Here is an 18783-nt window from a genome sequence, read left to right as displayed (position 1 = left end):
AGGCTTCGAGCGGCACGCTTCGAGCGGCATGGAAGGAGGAAGGTGTGAATCGCGAGTTCCTGCTGCGCGTCCTCGCGCCGCTCCTCTTCCTCCTCGCCCTCGCCGATCTGCTGCTTTCCGACAGCGCCGGCGGCATGGGCGGCGGCCTTTCCGCCGCGTTCGCCGTCGCCGCCACCGCCTTCCTCTGCGCCTTCACCGTCGGTGCCCGTACGGCCCTGCCCGTACCGCCCACCCGGGTCCGCACCGCCCTGCGCGAACGCGCCCGGCGCACCGCCTTCCTGCCGCAACGCGACCCCGACGCCGCGGGCCGCCGCAGGCCCCGGGCACCCGGCCGTCCCCTCCCGACGGCCGCGTAGAGGCACCCGGACCCCGGTCCGTCCCGCCCCTCCACGCGCTCCGTCCTGCCGATATGCACCTTTCCCCGGCACGACGAGACCCCACGGAGGGCTCCCATGTTCCAGTCCCTTTTCGACGGCTTCGCCAACCTGGTCGAGCACCTCGCCGACCTCCTCGACCCGCTCTTCGCCGGAGCCTCCACCGCCGCCGCCATCGTCCTGTTCACAATGGCCGTACGGCTCGCCGTCCACCCGCTCTCCCGCGCCGCCGCCCGCGGCCAGAAGGCCCGCACCCGGCTCGCTCCGCAACTCGCCGAACTGCGCAAGAAGCACGCCAAGAACCCCGAGCAGCTGCAGAAGGCGGTCATGGCGCTGCACGCCGAGGAGAAGGTCTCGCCGTTCGCCGGCTGCCTGCCGAGCCTGCTCCAGGCGCCCGCGTTCTTCCTGATGTTCCACGTCTTCTCCAGCGGGCGGATGGCCGACCACAGCCTCCTCGGCGCCCCGCTCGGCGGCCGTTTCGCCGACGCGCTCGGGAAGGGCGGCCTGCTCGGCTCGGCCGGCCTCGTCTACGTCGCCCTCTTCGCGATCGTCGGCGCCGTCGCCACGTACACCTACCTGCGTACGAAGCGGCAGCAGGCCCTCAATCCGGTCGCCCCCGTCGCCGCCGGCCAGCCCGGCGCCGGGGCCGCCGCGGCCATGACCAAGTACCTGCCGCTGCTCTCCTTCGCGACCCTCATCTCGGTCGCCGTCGTCCCGCTCGCCGCCGCGCTCTACATCGTCACCAGCACCACCTGGACCGCCGTCGAGCGCGCCTTCCTCTACCGGGACATGCCCACCGCGCAGCACCTTGTTACCGCCGCGTAAGGGTCCAGGGTGTGAACGGGGTCTTGCAGACTGACCCGTTCTCTTGGAGGATCGGCCAATCCTCCGATGGCCGCACTCCATCGGCCGGGGCTCACCACGGCCCGCGCGGCGACCTGCCGACGGGCCACCTCGACCAGAGGAACCAGAGGAGAAGACCATGAAGCTGCTGCGTGTCGGTCCGGCGGGTGCCGAGCGTCCCGCCCTCCTGGACCAGGACGGGACGCTGCGCGACCTGTCCGCCCTCGTGGACGACATCGACGGCGGGCTGCTCTCCGACGGTGCCGCCCTCGACCGGATCCGGGCCGCGCTCGGCGCGGGCGTGCTGCCCGCGCTCGACCCGGCCGGGCTGCGGATCGGTGCGCCGGTCGCCCGCATCGGCAAGGTCGTGTGCATCGGGCTGAACTACCACGGCCACGCCGCCGAGACCGGCCAGGCCACCCCCGCCGAGCCGGTCGTCTTCCTCAAGGCCGCCGACACCGTCGTCGGCCCGGACGACACCGTGCTCGTACCGCGCGGCTCGACCCGCACCGACTGGGAGGTCGAGCTCGCGGTCGTCATCGGCCGCACCGCCCGCTACCTGGAGACCGACGAGGAGGCCCTCGCCTCCGTCGCCGGTTACGCGGTCGCCCACGACGTCTCCGAGCGCGAGTTCCAGCTGGAGCGCGGCGGCACCTGGGACAAGGGCAAGAACTGCGAGACCTTCAACCCGCTCGGCCCCTGGCTCGTCACCGCCGACGAGGTCCCGGACCCGCAGGCCCTCGGGCTCAAGCTGTGGGTCAACGGCGAGCTCAAGCAGGACGGCCACACCTCCGACCAGATCTTCCCGGTCGCGCAGGTCGTCCGCTACGTCAGCCGGTTCATGACCCTCTACCCGGGCGACATCATCAACACCGGCACGCCGGCGGGCGTCGCCATGGGGCAGCCCGAGCCCAAGCCGTACCTGCGCGCCGGCGACGTCGTCGAGCTGGAGGTCGAGGGCCTGGGCCGGCAGCGCCAGGAGCTGAAGGACGCCTGAGGGTGAAGGGCGTCCGAGGGTGAGGTCGTCTGGGGACGAAGGGCGCCTGAGGGGCAAGAGCGTCCGAGGTGAAGGGCGCCTGAGGGGCAAGAGCGTCCGAGGCGAAGGGCGTCTGAGGGCGAAGGGCTTCTGAGTCGTTCGGGCGACGCCGGGCGTGCGGTGCGCGTGGGGCGTCGCCTCGGGCGGTGGCGTTCTGCATATTGCCGCATATGCGCGCACATGTAATGAATCGGTCACCTCTGGTGTGGGTGGCAGCCGCCGCACTTGCCGGTCCCGCCGCACTCACCGGCCCGCTCGCCCTCCCCGCCCTCGCCGACCCGCTCCCCGGCGGCCTCGGCCCCTGCCTGCCGGGCAGCTGCCCTTCCCCCTACCCGGACGCCGGCAACGGCTCCGTCGCCGGCCGCGACGACAACATCAACGTCTTCGTCGGCGGCGACTTCCGCGTCCGCGAGGCGGCGGCCGGGGCCGAGGGCAAGGTCGTGGTCCTCGGCGGCTTCGACATGGACAAGCGGCCGGGCGTTCCGCAGGTCTACAACGTCGGCGCCGCGGGCGTCGGTTCGCGCGTCCCGCCCGACAACGGCACCGCCTTCCTCACCACCGGCGGCGACGTCACGGTCGCCCCCGGCCAGCGCCTGCTCGCCGAGGAGGGCACGGCGCACGGAGTCGTACGGAGCGGGGGCGGCCTCACCGGCACGGTCAGCCCCGCCGCGGTGGCCGATCCCGGCGCGGCCGACCCGTACAAGAAGCTGCGCGACCGGCTGAGCACCGCCAGCCGCTGCTACGCGTACGTGGCGGGCAAGCCGCGCACCGCGACCGGCACCGCCGTCAACCGCGGCGGCGAGACGCTCTTCACCGGCGACGGCACGTCCGCGCTCCAGGTGTTCGACGTCGACTTCGACCTGGAGTCGAAGAGCGGTGGCCGGCAGGGCATCCGGTTCACCGGCGTCCCGGCCGACGCGACCGTCCTGGTCAACGTCCGCGGCGCGAACCGGACCGTCGACACCGGCGTCGGCACCGGCGTCGGCGGCTTTCCTAGCGGGCTGCGCGAGCGGCTGCTGTGGAACTTCCCCGACGCGTCCGCGGTGACGTTCGAGGGGACCGGCCCGCTCGACGGCAGCGTGCTGATCGGTGAGCGGAACAGCATGGCGACGGTGACCGTCCCCGGCATGAACGGGCGCTTCTTCACGAGCGGTTCGCTCACCCACACCTCGCGGATCGGCGGAAGCGGCGGGCAGCAGCTGCACGCGTACCCGTTCGACGGCGAACTGCCCGACTGCGCGGAACCCGGGACGACGCCGCCACCGACCCCGACCCCGACACCGACTCCGACCCCGACTCCGCCCCCGACTCCCACCACGGTCTCGACACCGACGGACGACGCCAAGGGGTCGCTCGGCGGCGGTGCCGTGGTCATGGGCGGCCACGGCGCCACCGGCCGCAGCGCCACCCGCAGCGGCCAACTCCCCCGCGCCGGCTCCGGATCCGCCGCCGGCAAGGTCGTCATGGGCGCCATGGCCCTCGCCCTCACCGTCAGCGGCGGCGTCCTCGTGTCGGTCGCCCGCCGCCGCCGGCGACGGGCTATCTGACGCCGTACGCGTCGAGCAGCCGCTCCAGGCCGAGGACCACCAGCGCATGGTCCTCGACCTGCGGCAGACCCGAGACCGTGACCGCGCCGACGACCCCGGTGCCGGCCACCGCGATCGGGAACGAGCCGCCGTGCGCCGCGAACCGGTCGGGGTCCAGGCGGGACGACTCCTCGAAGGTCGTGCCCTTTGCGCGGAAGCGGGTGCCGACGAGCAGCGAGCTCACCCCGTACCGCTCCACGACCCGCCGCTTCCGGTCGATCCAGGCGTCGTTGTCGGCGCTGGAGCCGGGCAGCGCGCAGTGGAAGAGCTGCTGGGCGCCGCGCCGTACGTCGATCGCGACCGGGGCCCGGCGCTCGCGTGCGAGGTCGACCAGGATCGTGCCGAGCGTCCAGGCGTCCTCGTACGTGAAGCGGGGCAGGACGAGGCGGGCCTCCTGGGCCGTCAACTCCGCCAACTCGTCGACGGAACTCACAGGGTCACCGCCCCGCCCTCGCGCGCGGACTTCCGCGCCGCCTCCAGGACGTCGAGCGCGGCGGCGGCCTCGTACGCGGGCACCGGGTTCGGGCCGGTGCCGCGCAGGGCGGCGGCGACGGCGGCGTAGAAGGCGGGGTAGGCGCCGGGCAGGGTCTCGACGGGGGTGCCGCCGCCGGTGACCGGGGACTCTCCCGCGCCGAGCCGGCCCCACAGCTCCTCGGGCTCGACGCCCCAGGCGGTGCCGGGCTCGGGGCGCAGGCCCTCGCGCAGGGCGGCCTCCTGCGGGTCGAGCCCGTACTTCACGTAGCCGGCCTTCCGGCCCAGGACCCGGAAGCGGGGGCCGAGCTGGGCGGTGGTGGCGGACACCCACAGGTGGGAGTGGACGCCGCCGGCGTGCGTGATCGCGACGAAGGTGTCGTCGTCGGCCTCGGCGCCGGGGCGGCGGACGTCGGACTCGGCGTACACGCGGACGGCCGGGCCGAAGAGCACGAGCGCCTGGTCGACGACGTGGCTGCCGAGGTCGTAGAGGAGCCCGCCGATCTCCTCCGGGGCGCCGGACTCGCGCCAGCCGCCCTTGGGCTGCGGGCGCCAGCGCTCGAAGCGGGACTCGAACCGCTGCACCTCGCCGAGGGCGCCGTCGGCGAGCAGGGCCCGGAGCGTACGGAAGTCGTTGTCCCAGCGCCGGTTCTGGAAGACGGAGAGCAGCAGGCCGCGCTCGTCGGCGAGGGCGGCCAGGGCGCGGGCCTCGGCGGCGGTGGCGGCGAGTGGCTTGTCGACGACGACGGGCAGGCCGGCCCGCAGGGCGGCGGTGGCGACCGGGACGTGGGTCTTGTTGGGGGAGGCGACGACGACCAGGTCGAGCTCGTCCGCCCGCGCGAGCAGCTCATCGGCCGAAGCGGCCACCCGCACGCCGGGGTGCTCGGCGCGGGCCTGGGCGGCGCGCTCGGCGTTGCCGGTGGTGACCGTGTCGAGGACGAGGTCGGGGGAGGCGGCGATCAGCGGGGCGTGGAAGACGGAACCGGCGAGGCCGTAGCCGACGAGTCCGACCCGGAGCGGGGAAGTCATGCCCTCCACTTTGGCAACGCTGTTGCCGAAGTGCAAGCGACGGGCACAATGGCCTGGTGAAGAGGGACAACGGTGGAGCAGGCGGCGGCGCGAACCTGCCGGCGCTGCGCAGCCACAACGCGGCGCTGGTGCTCGATCTGCTGCGCACGGCGGGGGAGGCGGGCATCAGCCGCCTCGAACTCGCCGCCCGCACCGGCCTCACCCCGCAGGCCGTCAGCAAGATCACCGCACGGCTGCGCGCCGAGGGTCTGGCCGCCGAGGCCGGGCGCCGCGCCTCCACCGGCGGAAAGCCGGCCACCGTGCTGCGGCTCGTGCCGGAGGCGGCGTACGCGATCGGGCTCCAGCTCGACCGCGACGAGCTCACCGCCGTCCTGCTCGACCTCGCGGGCGAGCGGGTCGCCGCCCGTCACGCGCCGCTCGACCTGGGCGCCGGCGCCGAAGCGGTCCTCGCGGCGGCCCACGCCGAGGTCGCCGCGCTGACCGCCCTGGCCGCCCTCACCCACGCGGAGGGCGGTGGCATCCTCGGCGTCGGGGTCGCGATGCCGGGGCCGCTGGACCACCGGACCGGCACGCCCGGCCGTGTCACCGGCTTTCCCGAGTGGGACGGCTTCCCGCTCCGCGAGGAACTGGCCCGGCGGCTCGGACTGCCCGTCGCCCTCGACAAGGACACCAACGCCGCCGCCCTCGGCCTCGCCCTGCGCCCCGGCGCGCCGGACTCCTTCGCCTACGTCCACCTCGGTACGGGCCTGGGCGCGGGCCTCGTCCTCGGCGGCGCGGTGCTGCGCGGCGGCAGGACCGGGGCCGGGGAGCTCGGCCACCAGACCGTCCAGCTCGACGGACCGCCCTGCGGGTGCGGCGGGCGCGGCTGCCTGGAGGTGCTCTGCCTGGGCGCCCTCGCGCGCGGCGACCAAGCCGAGGCCGCCCGCGTCCTGGGCACCGGCGCCGCCAACCTGGTCCGCCTCCTCGACATCGAGCGCGTACTCCTCGGCGGCCGCGCGGTCCTTGCCGCCCCGGAGACGTACGCACGCGGCGCGCGCGAAGTCCTGAAGGGCCTCGGCCTCCCGGCGGACGTGGCGGTGGCGACGGGCGCGTACGCGGTCGCGGAGGGCGCGGCGCAACTGATCCTGGCGCCGTTGTTCGGCAAGTGACCCGGGGCCCCGGGCCTCTGGGGGCCTCGGGCCCGTCCCGGCCTCCCGGCTCCGCCCCGGTCTCCCCGGCCCCGTCCCAGCCCTCCGAGTGGTCATCTCATCGGGAAATAGGCTGATCGGGCGGAATCCGGAGCGCGTACGGACGGCCCGGCCGCGTCACTCCCCGACCCGACCCGCCCCGCGTGGCAGCGTCGCGGGCGATCCGCACGTCCGCGAGCAGCAAAGGCACCGGCCCCTCATGCGAGCCCTCATGCGAGCCCCCTTGCGACCGCGCAACGCCCTGGCCCTCGCCGCCACCACGGCCGCCGCCACCACGGCCGTCGCCCTGCTGGTGGCGCCCGCCACCCAGGCGCAGGCGGCGGCCGTCGCCGTGGCGCCCGCGTGCGGGGCGGTGAACGCGCCGGACTTTCCGCTGGCCACCCGGATCCACGGCGGCCCCGACGCCTACCCGGCGGGCGGCGCCTTCCGCACCTGGAACCTGGACCTGACGAACACCACGGCCCGGGCCTGCCGGGACATCCACCCGGTGCTCGTCCTCACCGACCGCGACCGGGCGCTGCTGCCGACGCAGATCAGGGCCGAGTTCTACGACGCGGAGGCCCGGGTGTGGCGGCCGGTGGCCTTCGAGAGCACCGACCAGGCCGAGAGCGTCGGCGTGTTCGACGCGAGCCGGACCGGCCTCGACGGGACGCCCGCCTTCCCCGGCTTCGCGGTGCCCGCGGGCCGTACGCTCACCGTCCCCGTACGGCTCTCGTTCAGTGCCGACACCGCGCCCGACGAGGTCGTGGTCAACGCGGCGGTCGTGCAGAAGCGGGGCGACGACGGCGACTGGGTGGGCGAGTCGGGCGACTACCGGCTGACGATCGGCCCCGCCGACCCGCACGACGAGACCTTCCCGACCGTCCCGCGCGCCGACCCGACTCCGACCGGGGCGCCGCGCCCCTCGTCCTCCGCCGGCCCCGCCGACCCCGGCACGGGGAAGGGCACCGGCACCACTCCGGGCCTCACCGGACTCCCCGGCCTTCCCGAACTCGCCCACACGGGACGTCAGTACGCCCTCCGGCTCGCCCCCGTCTCCGCCGCGCTCCTCGCGACCGGCGCCGCGCTCGTGCTGCTCGCCCGACGCCGGCGCACCCGCGGGTCACGCTCCGTACACCCTCCCGTTCATTGACGTCTGCGACGATCACCGCGTGGAGAACGTGGACAACGAGAAGAACCGCGGCAACAACGCCGGCAACAACCCCGGCAACGCCCCCGGCGCCCCCGTCCGTTCCGGCATCCCGGAGCACGGCCGCATCCCCAAGTACTACGCGGTCAAGGCCAAAGTCGCCGCGCTCATCACCGAGTTGGGCGAGGGCGGACTGCTGCCGACCGAGCGGGACCTCGCCGTGCGGTACGAGGTGTCGCGGGAGACCGTCCGGCAGGCCCTGCGCGAACTGCTCCTGGAGGGGCGGCTGCGGCGGCAGGGACGCGGGACCGTGGTGGCCGGGCCCAAGCTGGAGCAGCCGCTGTCGCTCGCCAGCTACACCGAGGGCGTGCGCCGCCAGGGCCGCCGCCCCGGCCGTGCGCTGATCTCCCTCGACCGCTTCCCCTGCCCCGAGGCGCTGGCCCCCGAGGTCGGCGTGGCGCCCGGTGAGGCCGTCTGGCACATGGAGCGGGTGCTGCTCGCCGACGACGAGCGGGTCGGCCTGGAGTCCACGTACGTCTCCGAGGCCCGCGCCCCGCGCCTGGACACCGAGTTCGACCCGGACTCCTCCTTCTACGCCTATCTCCACGACCGCCTCGGCGTGGTCTTCGGGGACGCCGACGAGCGGATCGAGACGGTGCTCGCGACCCCGCGCGAGGCGCTGCTCGTCGGCACGCCGCCCGCGCTGCCGATGCTGCTCATCCACCGCGTCTCGCGCGACACCGACGGCCGCCCGCTGGAACGGGTGCGCACGCTCTACCGCGGCGACCGGTTCAGCTTCACCGCGCACCTGGGCCGCCAGGACTGACCCGTTACGTCCCTGTTCGAGTCGCTATGGAGATCGCGAGAAGATAACGGGTCTGGTCCAAGCTTGGCGGGCCGTTCACCGGCCCGTCGCCAACCGGTCCGGCCCGGGTCACCCGTCGCCCCGACCGTATTCGCCATGAAGGTGATCGTCGTAGGAGCGGGCGTCGTGGGCACCATGCACGCCTGGCAGGCAGTCGAACGCGGCCATGAGGTCGTCCACATCGAGCGCGAGGCGGAGGCGCGCGGCGCTTCGCTCCGCAATTTCGGCCAGATCTGGGTCAGCGGCCGGGCGGGCGGCGAGGAGCTCGACACCGCCCTGCGCGCCCGGGAGTTGTGGGAGGGCATCGGGGCCCGCGTGCCCGACCTGGGCTTCCGGGCGATCGGCTCGCTGACCCCGGTCCGCGGCGCGCTCGAACTCGCCGTCGCCGAGGCCGCCGTGGCCCGCGAGGACGCCGCCGCCCGCGGCTACAAGCTGCTCACCCCGGCCGAGGCGCGGGCGGTCAACCCGGCCCTGCGCGGTGAGTTCGACGCCGCCCTGTGGTGCGAGCGGGACGCCGCCGTCGAACCGCGCACCGCCCAACTCGCCCTGCGTCAGGCCCTCCTGGCCTCCGGCCGCTACGCGTTCCTCCCGAACCGCGAGGTGCGCGAGGTCGTCGGCCGGAACGCGGTCCGCGACGACCACGGCGACGTCCACACCGGCGACGCCGTCGTCCTGTGCACCGGCGCCTCGCTCTCCGGCCTGGTCCGCGAGGTCGCCGGCGAGATACCGGTCCGCCGGGTCCGGCTCCAGATGATGCAGACCGACCCGCTGGGCGAGCCGCTCACCACCTCCGTCGCCGACGCCGACTCGTTCCGCTACTACCCGGCCTACGCGTCCCCTGCCCTGGACGCGCTCAACTCGGGCCAGGCGCAGGACCCGACCGCCGCCGCGCACCGGATGCAGCTGCTCATGGTGCAGCGTCTCGACGGCGGGCTGACCATCGGCGACACCCACGAGTACGAGCACCCCTTCGCCTTCGACACCGTCGAAGAGCCCTACGAGCACCTCGTCCGCGTCGTCGAGTCCCTGCTCGGCCGCCCGCTGCCGCGCATCCGGCGCCGCTGGGCCGGCGTGTACGCGCAGTGCACCGACACCAGCAGGGTCGTCCACCGCCAGCAGGTGCAGGACGCCGTCTGGCTGGTGACCGGGCCCGGCGGCCGCGGCATGACCTGCTCGCCCGCCATCGCCGAGACCACCGCGAACGAACTGGGCTGGTGAAGACCGTGCACAACACCGACAAGAACCTGATCGTCCTGGACATGGCCGGCACCACCGTCGCCGACGGCGGCCTCGTCGAGCAGGCCTTCACCGCCGCCGCCGAGCGCCTCGGCGAGGACCCCGCCACGATGATCGACTACGTCCGCGCCACCATGGGCGAGTCCAAGATCTCCGTCTTCCGCCACCTCTTCGACGGTGACGAACAGCGCGCCCGGCAGGCCAACGTGGCCTTCGAGGAGGCGTACGGAGAGCTGGTCGCCGCAGGCCGCATCGCCCCCGTCCCCGGCGCCGCCGAGGCCGTCGCCACGCTCAAGGAGCAGGGCCGGACCGTCGTCCTGACCACCGGCTTCGCCCGGGCCACCCAGGACGCCATCCTCGACGCCCTCGGCTGGCGCGCCCTGGTCGACCTCACCCTCTGCCCGGCCGACGCCGGCGGCCGCGGTCGCCCGTACCCGGACATGGTGCTCGCCGCGTTCCTGCGCACCGGCGCCGTCGACGACGTCCGCCGGGTCGTGGTCGCCGGCGACACCTCGTACGACATGCTCAGCGGCGTCCGCTCCGGCGCCGGGATCGTCGCCGGCGTCCTCACCGGCGCCCACGACGAGCCGGCGCTGAAGGACCACGGCGCCACCCACGTCCTGGCGTCCGTCGCCGAACTCCCCGCACTGATAGGGGAGTACGAGGCATGACGACCGGCATGACCACCGGCCTGATCAACGGCGTGCCCGGCGGCCTGACCAGCGGCATCCGCTTCGACGGCGTCTCCGTCGCGTACAACGGCCACACCGTCCTCGACCACCTCGACCTCACCGTCGAGCCCGGCGAGGTCATGGCCCTGCTCGGCCCCTCCGGCTCCGGCAAGACCACCGCCCTGCGCGCCGTCGCCGGATTCGTCCGGCCGGTCGCCGGGCGGGTGTTCATCGGCGACCGCGACGTCACCGGACTCCCGCCGTACCAGCGGGGGATCGGCATGGTCGTGCAGCAGTACGCGCTCTTCCCGCACATGCGGGTCGACGACAACGTCGCCTTCGGCCTCAAGGCCCGGAAGGCGCCCAAGGGCGAGATCCCCGGCCGCGTCGCCGAGGCCCTGGAGATGACCGGGATGGCGGCCTACGCCAAGCGCTACCCGCGCGAGCTCTCCGGCGGCCAGCAGCAGCGCGTCGCCATCGCCCGCGCCCTCGCCGTCCGGCCGAACGTCCTGCTCCTCGACGAGCCGCTGTCCGCGCTCGACGCCCAGCTGCGCTCGGGCATGCTCTCCGAACTGGCCCGGCTTCACCGCGAGCTGCCCGACGTCTCCATCCTGTACGTGACCCACGACCAGGTCGAGGCGCTCACCCTCGCCGACCGCATCGCCGTCATGGACCGCGCCCGGCTCCAGGACTGCGGCACCCCGCAGGAGCTGTACCGCAGGCCCCGCACCGGGTTCACCGCCTCCTTCGTCGGCAACGCCAACCTGCTGCCGGTGACGGTCGGCCCGGACGGCGTCACCCTCGACGGCACCGACGGTGTCGCCCTCAAGGTCCCGGTCGAGGACGCGGCCCCGGGCGCCGCCGCCACCCTCTGCGTACGCCCGCACCTCGTCGGCCTCGGCCCCGGCCCCAACGCCCTCACCGGCCGCATCGCCGAGGTCCAGTGGCGGGGCGCCACCCACCGCCTGTACGTCGAGGTGGGATCCGGCCAGCGCGTGAAGGCGGACGTGCGGGAGCTGCGCGAGACGCCGGCGCTCGGCGACGAGGTGACGCTGCACTTCGCGCCGGAGGACGCCGTACTCCTCGGCGCGGGAGTGACCGATGGCTAGCCCCGCTCTCTCGGTGAGAGGCGGACGGCGCGGGGCCGCCGCCGCACCGGTCCTGTGGGCCCTCCCGCCCGTCCTCGCCCTCGCCGTCGTCTTCCTCTACCCCCTCGCGCTCGTCGTCCGCGAGTCCCTCGCACCCGGCGCGTACGCCCAGGTCCTCGCCTCCGCCTCCTTCCGGGACGCGCTCGTCACCACCGTCTGGCTGGCCGCGGCCGCGACCGTCGGCTGCCTGGTCCTCGGCCTCGTCCTCGCGCTCGTCATCGCCTTCGTGCCGTTCCCCGGCGGGCGGGCGGTCGCGAGGTTCATCGACGTCTTCCTCTCCTTCCCGTCCTTCCTGATCACGCTCGCGCTGCTCTTCCTCTACGGCACCGTCGGCATGGCCAACGGCCTGTGGACGGACGTCACCGGCGCCGCCGACGGCCCGTTCCGGTTCCTGACCACGCCGTGGGGCGTGCTGCTCGCCGAGATCACGTACTTCACGCCGTTCGTGATGCGGCCGCTGCTCGCCGCGTTCTCGCAGCTCGACACCGCGCAGCTGGAGGTGGCGTCCTCGCTCGGCGCCCGCCCGCTGCGGATCGTGCGCCGGGTGATCCTGCCCGAGGCGCTCCCGGCCCTCGCCGCCGGCGGCAGCCTCGTCCTCGTCATGTGCCTCAACGAGTTCGGCATCGTGCTCTTCACCGGCGCCAAGGGCGTCACGACCCTGCCGATGCTCGTCTACGGCAAGGCCATCCTCGAATCCGACTACGCGGCCGCGTGCGTGGTCGCCGTCGTCAACGTCCTGATCTCCGTGGGCCTCTACGCCCTCTACCGGGTGGTGAGCCGACGTGCTGGTGCATAGCCGTACGGGCAGGTGGGCCGTCTGGGCCCTCTTCGCGGTCCTCTTCGTGCCGCTCTTCGCCCTGCCCCTCCTCGTCATCCTCGCCGCCTCGTTCTCCACCCACTGGTCCGGCGCCCTCCCCTCCGGGCCGACCACCGCCCACTACGCCGCCGCCGTGCGCGGCGAGTCGCTCCAGGCGCTCACCACCAGCCTGGTCACCGCCCTCACCGCGAGTCTGCTCGCGCTGACCGTCGGCACCTGGGCCGCGCTCGCCGCCGCCGCGCTGCGCAAGCGGGGCCGGCGGATCCTCGACGCGCTGTTCATGCTGCCGGTCGCGGTGCCGTCCGTGGTCGTCGGGCTCGCCGTCCTGGTCGCCTTCTCGCAGCCGCCGTTGCTCCTGAACGGCACGCGCTGGATCGTGATCCTCGCGCACACCGTTCTCGTCACGGCGTTCGCCCACCAGTCGGTCTCGGCCGCCATCCTGCGTCTCGACCCGATGTACGAGCAGGCGGCCGCCAGCCTCGGCGCCCGCCCCTCGTACGTCCTGCTCAAGGTCCGGCTGCCCCTCCTGCTGCCGTCGCTGAACGCGGCGGCGGGGCTCTGCTTCGCCCTGTCCATGGGCGAGCTGAGCGCCACGATGATGCTCTACCCACCGGACTGGCTGCCGCTGCCCGTGCTCGTCTTCACCGCCACCGACCGCGGCTCGCTCTTCACGGGCTCCGCGCTCGCGGTGGTCCTCATGGCGGCGACGCTCCTCGTCCTGCTCGCCGTCTCCCGCATCCGCACCAAGGCCTCGTACAGATAACCCGGCCCGTAACCCTCCCTGGAGAGAACGACGTCATGCGTACGTACATCAAGCCGCTCGCCGCCGTCACCGGCAGCCTCGCCCTCGCCGCCACCCTCACCGCCTGCGACGGCGGCTCCGGCGCCGCCGCCGGCGAGAAGGTCGTCACCGTCTACAGCGCCGACGGCCTCAAGGGCGAGGCGGGCGACGGCTGGTACGACAAGGTCTTCAAGGACTTCGAGAAGCAGACCGGCATCAAGGTCGAGTACGTCGAGGGCGGCTCCGGCGAGATGGTCCAGCGCGCCGCCCGCGAGAAGAGCAACACGCAGGCCGACATCCTCGTGACCCTGCCGCCGTTCATCCAGCAGGCCGACTCCAAGGGGCTGCTGCAGGCGTACGCGCCGCAGGGCTCCGACCAGGTCGACGGCGCCGACAAGGCGAGCGACGGCAGGTGGGTCTCCGTCGTCAACAACTACTTCGGCTTCGTCCACAACAAGAAGGAGCTGACCCCGGCGCCCACCACCTGGGAGCAGCTGCTCGACGCGAAGTTCAAGAACAAGGTGCAGTACTCCACCCCGGGAGTCGCGGGCGACGGCACCGCCGTGGTCATCAAGGCCATGCACGACTTCGGCGGCAAGGACCAGGCCATGGAGTACCTGAAGAAGCTCCAGGCCAACAACGTCGGCCCGTCCTCCTCCACCTCCAAGCTCGCCCCGAAGGTCGACAAGGGCGAGATCCTGGTCGCCAACGGCGACGTCCAGATGAACTTCGCGCAGGCCAAGTCCATGCCGAACCTCGGCATCTGGTTCCCGGCCAGGGAAGGCGGCAAGCCCACCACCTTCGCGCTGCCGTACGCCGCCGGCCTGGTGAACAACGCCCCGCACGGCGAGAACGGCAGGAAGCTCCTCGACTTCATGCTGAGCGAGCAGGCCCAGCGCGAGGTCAGCGCCATCGGCGGCGGCTTCCCGGCCCGCAAGGACGTGAAGCCGACGGACGCGAACGCGATCGAGCTGGCGAAGCTGATGACGGGCGTCGAGGTGTTCGAGCCGGACTGGGCGGACGTCGACAAGAACCTGGCGTCGTACGTGGACGCGTGGAAGTCGGCGACCGGCAGCTGAGCCGCGGCCGACCCGCGGCAGGCCCGCCCCCGAGAGTTCACCGCACGACCCTTTTCCCGCGCCCGATTGTCGCGAAGAGATAACGGGTACGGACCAAAGCTCGCGCCCAAACCTTCCGAGCCCAACGCCCCTGAAAGCTCAGGGGCGTTGCCGTGCCCGCGCCCCTCGCCAACGCATCACGGAGGACCCCGACATGCCCGTCAACGGCATATCCCGCCGCACCGTGCTCGCCGCCGCCGGTGCCACCACCGCCCTCGCCGCCACCGGTCTGGCCACCGCCCCCCGCGCCCACGCGGTGACCGCCCCCCTTCTCCCCGACGGCACCAGCCAGGACAAGGTGCTCTTCGTCGGCATGGACGGCCTGCGGTACGACCGCATCGACGCCGCCAAGGCCCCCCACCTCAAGTCCCTGATGGCGAACGGGACCTACGGCCTCTCGCTCCTCTACGCCAACCCGATGGCCGGCACCCTCTCCGGCCCCGGCTGGTCGACCATCTCCACCGGCGTCTGGCCCGACAAGCACGGCGTGAAGGACAACACCTTCACCGGCCGCGACTACGCCACCTACCCCGGCTTCCTCGCCCGCCTGAACCAGGTGCGCCCGGACCTCTCCCTCTTCGCCGCCGTCGACTGGCCCGAACTCGACACGTACGGCACGGTCACCGCCGGCGCCGACGCCAAGCTCGTCTACGACAACGACTACGCGGTCAACGACCTCGCGATCACCGACATCACCGAGGACGTCCTGCGCAACCAGAACCCGGACGTCCTCTTCGTCTACTTCGGCGAGACCGACGAGATCGGCCACACCTACGGCGCCGCCAGCTCCAGGTACACCGACGCCATCGACGTCCAGGACGGCTACCTCGGCCGCCTCCTCGCCGCCGTCGAGGCCCGGCCGACCTACGCCGACGAGCGCTGGACCGTCATCGTCGCCACCGACCACGGCCACCTCGACACCGGCGGCCACGGCGGCTCCACCATCGAGGAGCGGCGCACCTTCGTGCTCGCCCAGGGCCCCGGCATCGCGGCGGGCGCACGGCCGGTCGACACCCGGCTCGTCGACGTCGCCGCCACCGTCTTCCGCCAGCTCGGCATCACCCCCGACCCGGCCTGGGGCCTGGACGGCAAGCCTATCCAGGAGCGGTCCACGGACCCCTTCGACGCCCTGTACGGATCGCTGACCGGCCGCGTGGACGAGACCGGCATCCCGGCGGGCGTCCTCGGCTTCACCCACACCGCGCCCACCGGCTGGTCGGTCGTCAACAACGCCATGGGCACGGGCGGAGTCACCGAGTGGCGCGGCTGGTCCTTCGCGACCGACGAGTTCTGGTCCCGGGCCCAGCGCGACCAGTGGCGCGAGCTGAACGTGCGCGCCCGGGGCGTGTTCGCCGTCGCCGACTCCGACGAGTGGGCCGACAAGACCTTCTCGGGCACGTACGACTCCACGCTGGTCAGCCCGGCGTACGCGGTCACCGGCGCCGCCCGCGTGACCCTGGACTTCACGACCTTCTACCGTCAGGAGGGCGCCCAGACCGCCCAGGTCCTCGCGAGCTTCAACGGCGGCACGCCGACGGTCGTCAGGAGCTACACGGCCGACGTCGTCTCGCAGCCCCAGTCGTTGACGCTCCCCGTGCCGGCCGGGGCGTCGAACGTCAGTTTCCGCTTCCGTTACACGGGGTCCAACAACTGGTACTGGGTGATCGACGGGGTCAAGGTCACGGCTTCCTGACCTAGGCTGGGGGCGTCGCCACAGCGTCGTCGCGTCGCCCCCAGTACACCGCAGGTCCGTACGGCAGGAGTCCCGCACCCATGGCAGAGCGCAAGCCGATCGAATCCTGGCTCACCGACATGGACGGCGTCCTCATCCACGAGGGCGTGCCGATCCCCGGTGCCGACGCGTTCATCACGAAGCTGCGGGACACCGGGAAGCCCTTCCTGGTCCTCACCAACAACTCGATCTACACCGCCCGCGACCTGCACGCCCGGCTCGCCCGCATGGGCCTCCACGTGCCCGTCGAGAACATCTGGACCTCGGCGCTCGCCACCGCCCAGTTCCTCGACGACCAGCGCCCCGGCGGCACGGCGTACGTGATCGGCGAGGCGGGCCTGACCACCGCGCTGCACGACATCGGTTACGTGCTCACCGACCACGACCCCGACTACGTGGTCCTCGGCGAGACCCGTACGTACTCCTTCGAGGCCATGACCAAGGCGGTCCGCCTCATCAACGCCGGTGCCCGCTTCATCTGCACCAACCCGGACGAGACCGGCCCCTCCCTGGAGGGCCCGCTGCCGGCCACCGGTTCGGTCGCCGCGCTGATCACCAAGGCGACGGGCAAGGAGCCGTACTTCGCGGGCAAGCCGAACCCGCTGATGATGCGCACCGGCCTGAACGCGATCGGCGCACACTCCGAGTCCAGCGCGATGATCGGCGACCGGATGGACACGGACATCCTGGCCGGTCTTGAGGCGGGCATGCAGACGTTCCTGGTGCTCACGGGCCTGACGACGGAGGCGGAGGTGGACCGGTACCCGTTCCGCCCGTCGAAGATCGTGAAGTCGATCGCGGACCTCGTCGAGCGGATCTGAAACGGCAGGTGGGGGCCCGGTCTGCCCCCTGCGGATGCGAAATGACCCGAACGGGGCGAACCTGCCAGTACCAGGAGGTCACCATGCGTTCAGGTCCCATCGCTCTGCGTGCCGCGGGGGCGGCCTTGGTGCTGGTGCTCGCGCCCTCGGCGGGCACGGCCCTCGCCCACGACGGGGTCCAGGTCACCGTCGGCCCGTCCGCCGCGGCACCCGGCGGCGACATCGACGTCCGGGTCACCGGCTGCGAGGGCGCCACAGGCGCCGCCAAGTCCCCGGCGTTCGTCGCGGACGCGGAGCTCTCCGGGGCGGGTGGCGGCAAGAACCCGCTGTCCGGCGGCGCGAGGGTGCGGTCGGGGGTGGAGGAGGGGGCGTACGAGGTCAGCGTGACCTGCGACGGCCACGACCACGCCGGCGTCGGCACGATCAAGGTCGGGCGCCACCAGAAGCCGACGGGCCGGCCGACCGGGCAGCCGACGAACCGGCCCGCGACGCAGCAGCAGCAGCCCGCGGAGCGTGAACCCGCGCAGCACCAGGCGAACCAGCAGCAGGCGGACCAGCACCAGGCGGACCAGCACCAGGCGGACCGGCAGCAGCCCACCCGCCACGCCTCCCCGGTCGCGCCGGTCCGCGCGGGCGGCGGCGGGGCGGCCGCCTTCGCCGCCCCGGCCGCGCCCGGCATGGCGCAGACGGCGAGCGAGGAGGGCCTGGGCACCCCGTACACCCTCCTGGGCTTCGGCATGGCCGCCCTCGCCGCGGTGGCCGTCGCCTTCCGCAGCGCCCGCCGCCATGGTGGCTCCGGATCCGCATCCGGCTCCGGATCCGGGCCCGGCTCGGACTGAGGGACCAAGCCCGTGACGTCCGGGCGGGCGCTGACCGGGACGGCCTGGGCACTCCTGGTCCTGGGCCTGTGGGTGTGGGGCCGGGACACCGGCGAGCCGCCGGCCGGCCCGGCGCCGGCCACCGGCGACATCGCTGCCGTCGGCCGCCCGCCCGCCGCCCCGCTGCCCCCGGCGCACCCGCCGTCGGCCGCGGCGGCCGAGCCGAGCCGGGTCGAGATCCCGTCGCTCGGCATCTCCGCGCCGGTCGTCGCGCGCGGCCTGGACGCGGACGGGGCGATCGACCCGCCGCCGTACGACATGCCGCACACGGTCGGCTGGTACGGCGCCGGCCCCCGCCCCGGCGCCTCCGGGGCCGCCCTCCTCGTCGGCCACGTCGACACCGCGACCCGCCGCGCCGTCTTCTACGGCCTGAGCGCGGTCCGCCCGGGCGCGACGGTGGCCGTGACCCGTTCGGACGGAAGCGTCGCGCAATTCACGGTCGACGACGTCCAGGTCCTGCCGCGGGACGGCTTCGACGCGCGCCGGGCGTACGGGCAGCGCCTGCCGGACCGCGCCGAGCTGCGGCTCGTCACCTGCGGCGGCAGCTTCGACCGGACGTCGGGCGCGTACACGGCGAACGTGGTGGTGTCGGCGTATCTGACCGGCGTGACCGGCGTAGGGGAGTGAGCGACGCGGGTCGAGAGACGCCCGGCGGGGCTGAGAGACAGGCCCGGCGGCGTCCGGCGGGGCTCAGAGGCAGGTCCGGCGGCGTCCGGCGGGGCTGAGCGACCCGGACCCGGCAGGCGGGGGCGGAACCCACCGGCCGCCGGCCGGGTCCGGTCCTCGACCGCGGGCTCACGGACCGCGGGAGGAGCCCGGAGCCGCTGCGGGAGGTCGGGTTCCGCTCACTGTAAAGGAAGACCGGACACGACTGAGGCCCTTCACCTGATGGTGAAGGGCCTCAGTCTTCGCGTGCGCCGCCAGGGACTCGAACCCCGGACCCGCTGATTAAGAGTCAGCTGCTCTAACCAACTGAGCTAGCGGCGCCTGCTGACAGAGATAACTCTACAGGACCCCGGACCGTGCTCCTGACCATTTCCGGTCCCGCCCGGCCTGTCGGA

General features: G+C 73.6%; 19 protein-coding genes and 1 tRNA gene. 17 read left to right on the top strand and 3 right to left on the bottom strand.

Going from position 1 to position 18783, the window contains the following annotated elements; all coding sequences use genetic code 11:
* Positions 1 to 44 precede the first annotated feature (44 nt).
* The 4 genes from ACWEJX_RS17010 to ACWEJX_RS16995 all read left to right on the top strand — a co-directional run bounded on the left by ACWEJX_RS17010 (position 45) and on the right by ACWEJX_RS16995 (position 3800).
* The gene (locus ACWEJX_RS17010; RefSeq protein ID WP_451608221.1) at positions 45 to 356 is read left to right on the top strand and encodes a DUF6412 domain-containing protein; all 312 of its coding nucleotides are present in this window, start codon (positions 45 to 47) and stop codon (positions 354 to 356) included.
* A gap of 96 nt (positions 357 to 452) precedes the next feature.
* Positions 453 to 1199: a YidC/Oxa1 family membrane protein insertase gene (locus ACWEJX_RS17005; RefSeq protein ID WP_451608220.1), complete on the top strand. Its 747-nt coding sequence runs from the start codon at positions 453 to 455 to the stop codon at positions 1197 to 1199.
* Positions 1200 to 1356: 157 nt separating this feature from the next.
* A complete protein-coding gene (locus ACWEJX_RS17000; protein ID WP_403800946.1) occupies positions 1357 to 2214 on the top strand; it encodes a fumarylacetoacetate hydrolase family protein in 858 nt (285 codons plus the stop codon).
* A 209-nt stretch (positions 2215 to 2423) separates the two neighbouring features.
* On the top strand, positions 2424 to 3800 hold the full coding sequence (locus tag ACWEJX_RS16995; RefSeq protein WP_451608219.1) for a choice-of-anchor A family protein: 1377 nt from the start codon (positions 2424 to 2426) through the stop codon (positions 3798 to 3800).
* On the opposite strand, the gene ACWEJX_RS16990 is transcribed toward ACWEJX_RS16995, so the two are convergent.
* Positions 3793 to 4272, bottom strand: coding sequence for a heme-degrading domain-containing protein (locus ACWEJX_RS16990; protein WP_451608218.1), 480 nt, complete (start codon positions 4270 to 4272; stop codon positions 3793 to 3795). The genes ACWEJX_RS16995 and ACWEJX_RS16990 overlap by 8 nt on opposite strands.
* A complete protein-coding gene (locus ACWEJX_RS16985) occupies positions 4269 to 5339 on the bottom strand; it encodes a Gfo/Idh/MocA family protein (RefSeq protein WP_451608217.1) in 1071 nt (356 codons plus the stop codon). The genes ACWEJX_RS16990 and ACWEJX_RS16985 overlap by 4 nt, the downstream gene beginning before the upstream one ends.
* Before the next feature lie 53 nt (positions 5340 to 5392).
* Here ACWEJX_RS16985 and ACWEJX_RS16980 point away from each other — a divergent pair, with 53 nt between their 5' ends.
* The 13 genes from ACWEJX_RS16980 to ACWEJX_RS16920 all read left to right on the top strand — a co-directional run bounded on the left by ACWEJX_RS16980 (position 5393) and on the right by ACWEJX_RS16920 (position 18349).
* Positions 5393 to 6487, top strand: a complete 1095-nt coding sequence (locus tag ACWEJX_RS16980; RefSeq protein ID WP_451608250.1) for an ROK family transcriptional regulator — start codon at positions 5393 to 5395, stop codon at positions 6485 to 6487.
* 250 nt (positions 6488 to 6737) lie between these two features.
* Positions 6738 to 7658, top strand: a complete 921-nt coding sequence (locus ACWEJX_RS16975) for a hypothetical protein (protein WP_451608216.1) — start codon at positions 6738 to 6740, stop codon at positions 7656 to 7658.
* 19 nt (positions 7659 to 7677) lie between these two features.
* Positions 7678 to 8481 (top strand): GntR family transcriptional regulator, encoded by an 804-nt coding sequence (locus tag ACWEJX_RS16970; RefSeq protein ID WP_451608215.1) that lies wholly within the window; start codon positions 7678 to 7680, stop codon positions 8479 to 8481.
* A 135-nt stretch (positions 8482 to 8616) separates the two neighbouring features.
* Positions 8617 to 9738, top strand: coding sequence for a TIGR03364 family FAD-dependent oxidoreductase (locus ACWEJX_RS16965; protein ID WP_451608214.1), 1122 nt, complete (start codon positions 8617 to 8619; stop codon positions 9736 to 9738).
* Positions 9735 to 10427: a phosphonatase-like hydrolase gene (locus ACWEJX_RS16960; protein WP_451608213.1), complete on the top strand. Its 693-nt coding sequence runs from the start codon at positions 9735 to 9737 to the stop codon at positions 10425 to 10427. Before ACWEJX_RS16965 ends, ACWEJX_RS16960 begins: the two co-directional genes overlap by 4 nt.
* A complete protein-coding gene (locus ACWEJX_RS16955; RefSeq protein WP_451608212.1) occupies positions 10424 to 11536 on the top strand; it encodes an ABC transporter ATP-binding protein in 1113 nt (370 codons plus the stop codon). The genes ACWEJX_RS16960 and ACWEJX_RS16955 overlap by 4 nt, the downstream gene beginning before the upstream one ends.
* Positions 11529 to 12371, top strand: coding sequence for a 2-aminoethylphosphonate ABC transporter permease subunit (locus ACWEJX_RS16950; RefSeq protein WP_451608211.1), 843 nt, complete (start codon positions 11529 to 11531; stop codon positions 12369 to 12371). Before ACWEJX_RS16955 ends, ACWEJX_RS16950 begins: the two co-directional genes overlap by 8 nt.
* On the top strand, positions 12358 to 13155 hold the full coding sequence (locus ACWEJX_RS16945; RefSeq protein WP_451608210.1) for an ABC transporter permease: 798 nt from the start codon (positions 12358 to 12360) through the stop codon (positions 13153 to 13155). The genes ACWEJX_RS16950 and ACWEJX_RS16945 overlap by 14 nt, the downstream gene beginning before the upstream one ends.
* 35 nt (positions 13156 to 13190) lie before the next feature.
* The gene (locus tag ACWEJX_RS16940) at positions 13191 to 14252 is read left to right on the top strand and encodes a 2-aminoethylphosphonate ABC transporter substrate-binding protein (protein ID WP_451608209.1); all 1062 of its coding nucleotides are present in this window, start codon (positions 13191 to 13193) and stop codon (positions 14250 to 14252) included.
* A 193-nt stretch (positions 14253 to 14445) separates the two neighbouring features.
* A complete protein-coding gene (locus ACWEJX_RS16935; RefSeq protein WP_451608208.1) occupies positions 14446 to 15984 on the top strand; it encodes an alkaline phosphatase family protein in 1539 nt (512 codons plus the stop codon).
* A gap of 80 nt (positions 15985 to 16064) precedes the next feature.
* Positions 16065 to 16844 (top strand): HAD-IIA family hydrolase, encoded by a 780-nt coding sequence (locus ACWEJX_RS16930; protein ID WP_403800982.1) that lies wholly within the window; start codon positions 16065 to 16067, stop codon positions 16842 to 16844.
* Positions 16845 to 16927: 83 nt separating this feature from the next.
* Positions 16928 to 17683, top strand: coding sequence for a hypothetical protein (locus tag ACWEJX_RS16925; RefSeq protein ID WP_451608207.1), 756 nt, complete (start codon positions 16928 to 16930; stop codon positions 17681 to 17683).
* Between the two features lie 12 nt (positions 17684 to 17695).
* Positions 17696 to 18349, top strand: coding sequence for a class F sortase (locus ACWEJX_RS16920; protein WP_451608206.1), 654 nt, complete (start codon positions 17696 to 17698; stop codon positions 18347 to 18349).
* Between the two features lie 286 nt (positions 18350 to 18635).
* On the opposite strand, the gene ACWEJX_RS16915 is transcribed toward ACWEJX_RS16920, so the two are convergent.
* Positions 18636 to 18709, bottom strand: a tRNA-Lys gene (locus ACWEJX_RS16915).
* Positions 18710 to 18783: the final 74 nt, after the last annotated feature.

The organism is Streptomyces sp. NPDC004788 (assembly GCF_053601115.1).
The sequence above is the reverse complement of the archived record's forward strand: the minus strand, read 5'-3'. Positions and strand labels throughout refer to the sequence as shown.

Bases quoted from the DNA above. Each gene is read 5' to 3' on its own strand.
- ACWEJX_RS17005 (WP_451608220.1), top strand. From the start codon at position 453: ATGTTCCAGTCCCTTTTCGACGGCTTCGCCAACCTGGTCGAGCACCTC.
- ACWEJX_RS17000 (WP_403800946.1), top strand. From the start codon at position 1,357: ATGAAGCTGCTGCGTGTCGGTCCGGCGGGTGCCGAGCGTCCCGCCCTC.
- ACWEJX_RS16995 (WP_451608219.1), top strand. From the start codon at position 2,424: ATGCGCGCACATGTAATGAATCGGTCACCTCTGGTGTGGGTGGCAGCC.
- ACWEJX_RS16985 (WP_451608217.1), bottom strand. From the start codon at position 5,339: ATGACTTCCCCGCTCCGGGTCGGACTCGTCGGCTACGGCCTCGCCGGT.
- ACWEJX_RS16975 (WP_451608216.1), top strand. From the start codon at position 6,738: ATGCGAGCCCCCTTGCGACCGCGCAACGCCCTGGCCCTCGCCGCCACC.
- ACWEJX_RS16965 (WP_451608214.1), top strand. From the start codon at position 8,617: ATGAAGGTGATCGTCGTAGGAGCGGGCGTCGTGGGCACCATGCACGCC.
- ACWEJX_RS16955 (WP_451608212.1), top strand. From the start codon at position 10,424: ATGACGACCGGCATGACCACCGGCCTGATCAACGGCGTGCCCGGCGGC.
- ACWEJX_RS16950 (WP_451608211.1), top strand. From the start codon at position 11,529: ATGGCTAGCCCCGCTCTCTCGGTGAGAGGCGGACGGCGCGGGGCCGCC.
- ACWEJX_RS16940 (WP_451608209.1), top strand. From the start codon at position 13,191: ATGCGTACGTACATCAAGCCGCTCGCCGCCGTCACCGGCAGCCTCGCC.
- ACWEJX_RS16935 (WP_451608208.1), top strand. From the start codon at position 14,446: ATGCCCGTCAACGGCATATCCCGCCGCACCGTGCTCGCCGCCGCCGGT.
- ACWEJX_RS16930 (WP_403800982.1), top strand. From the start codon at position 16,065: ATGGCAGAGCGCAAGCCGATCGAATCCTGGCTCACCGACATGGACGGC.
- ACWEJX_RS16925 (WP_451608207.1), top strand. From the start codon at position 16,928: ATGCGTTCAGGTCCCATCGCTCTGCGTGCCGCGGGGGCGGCCTTGGTG.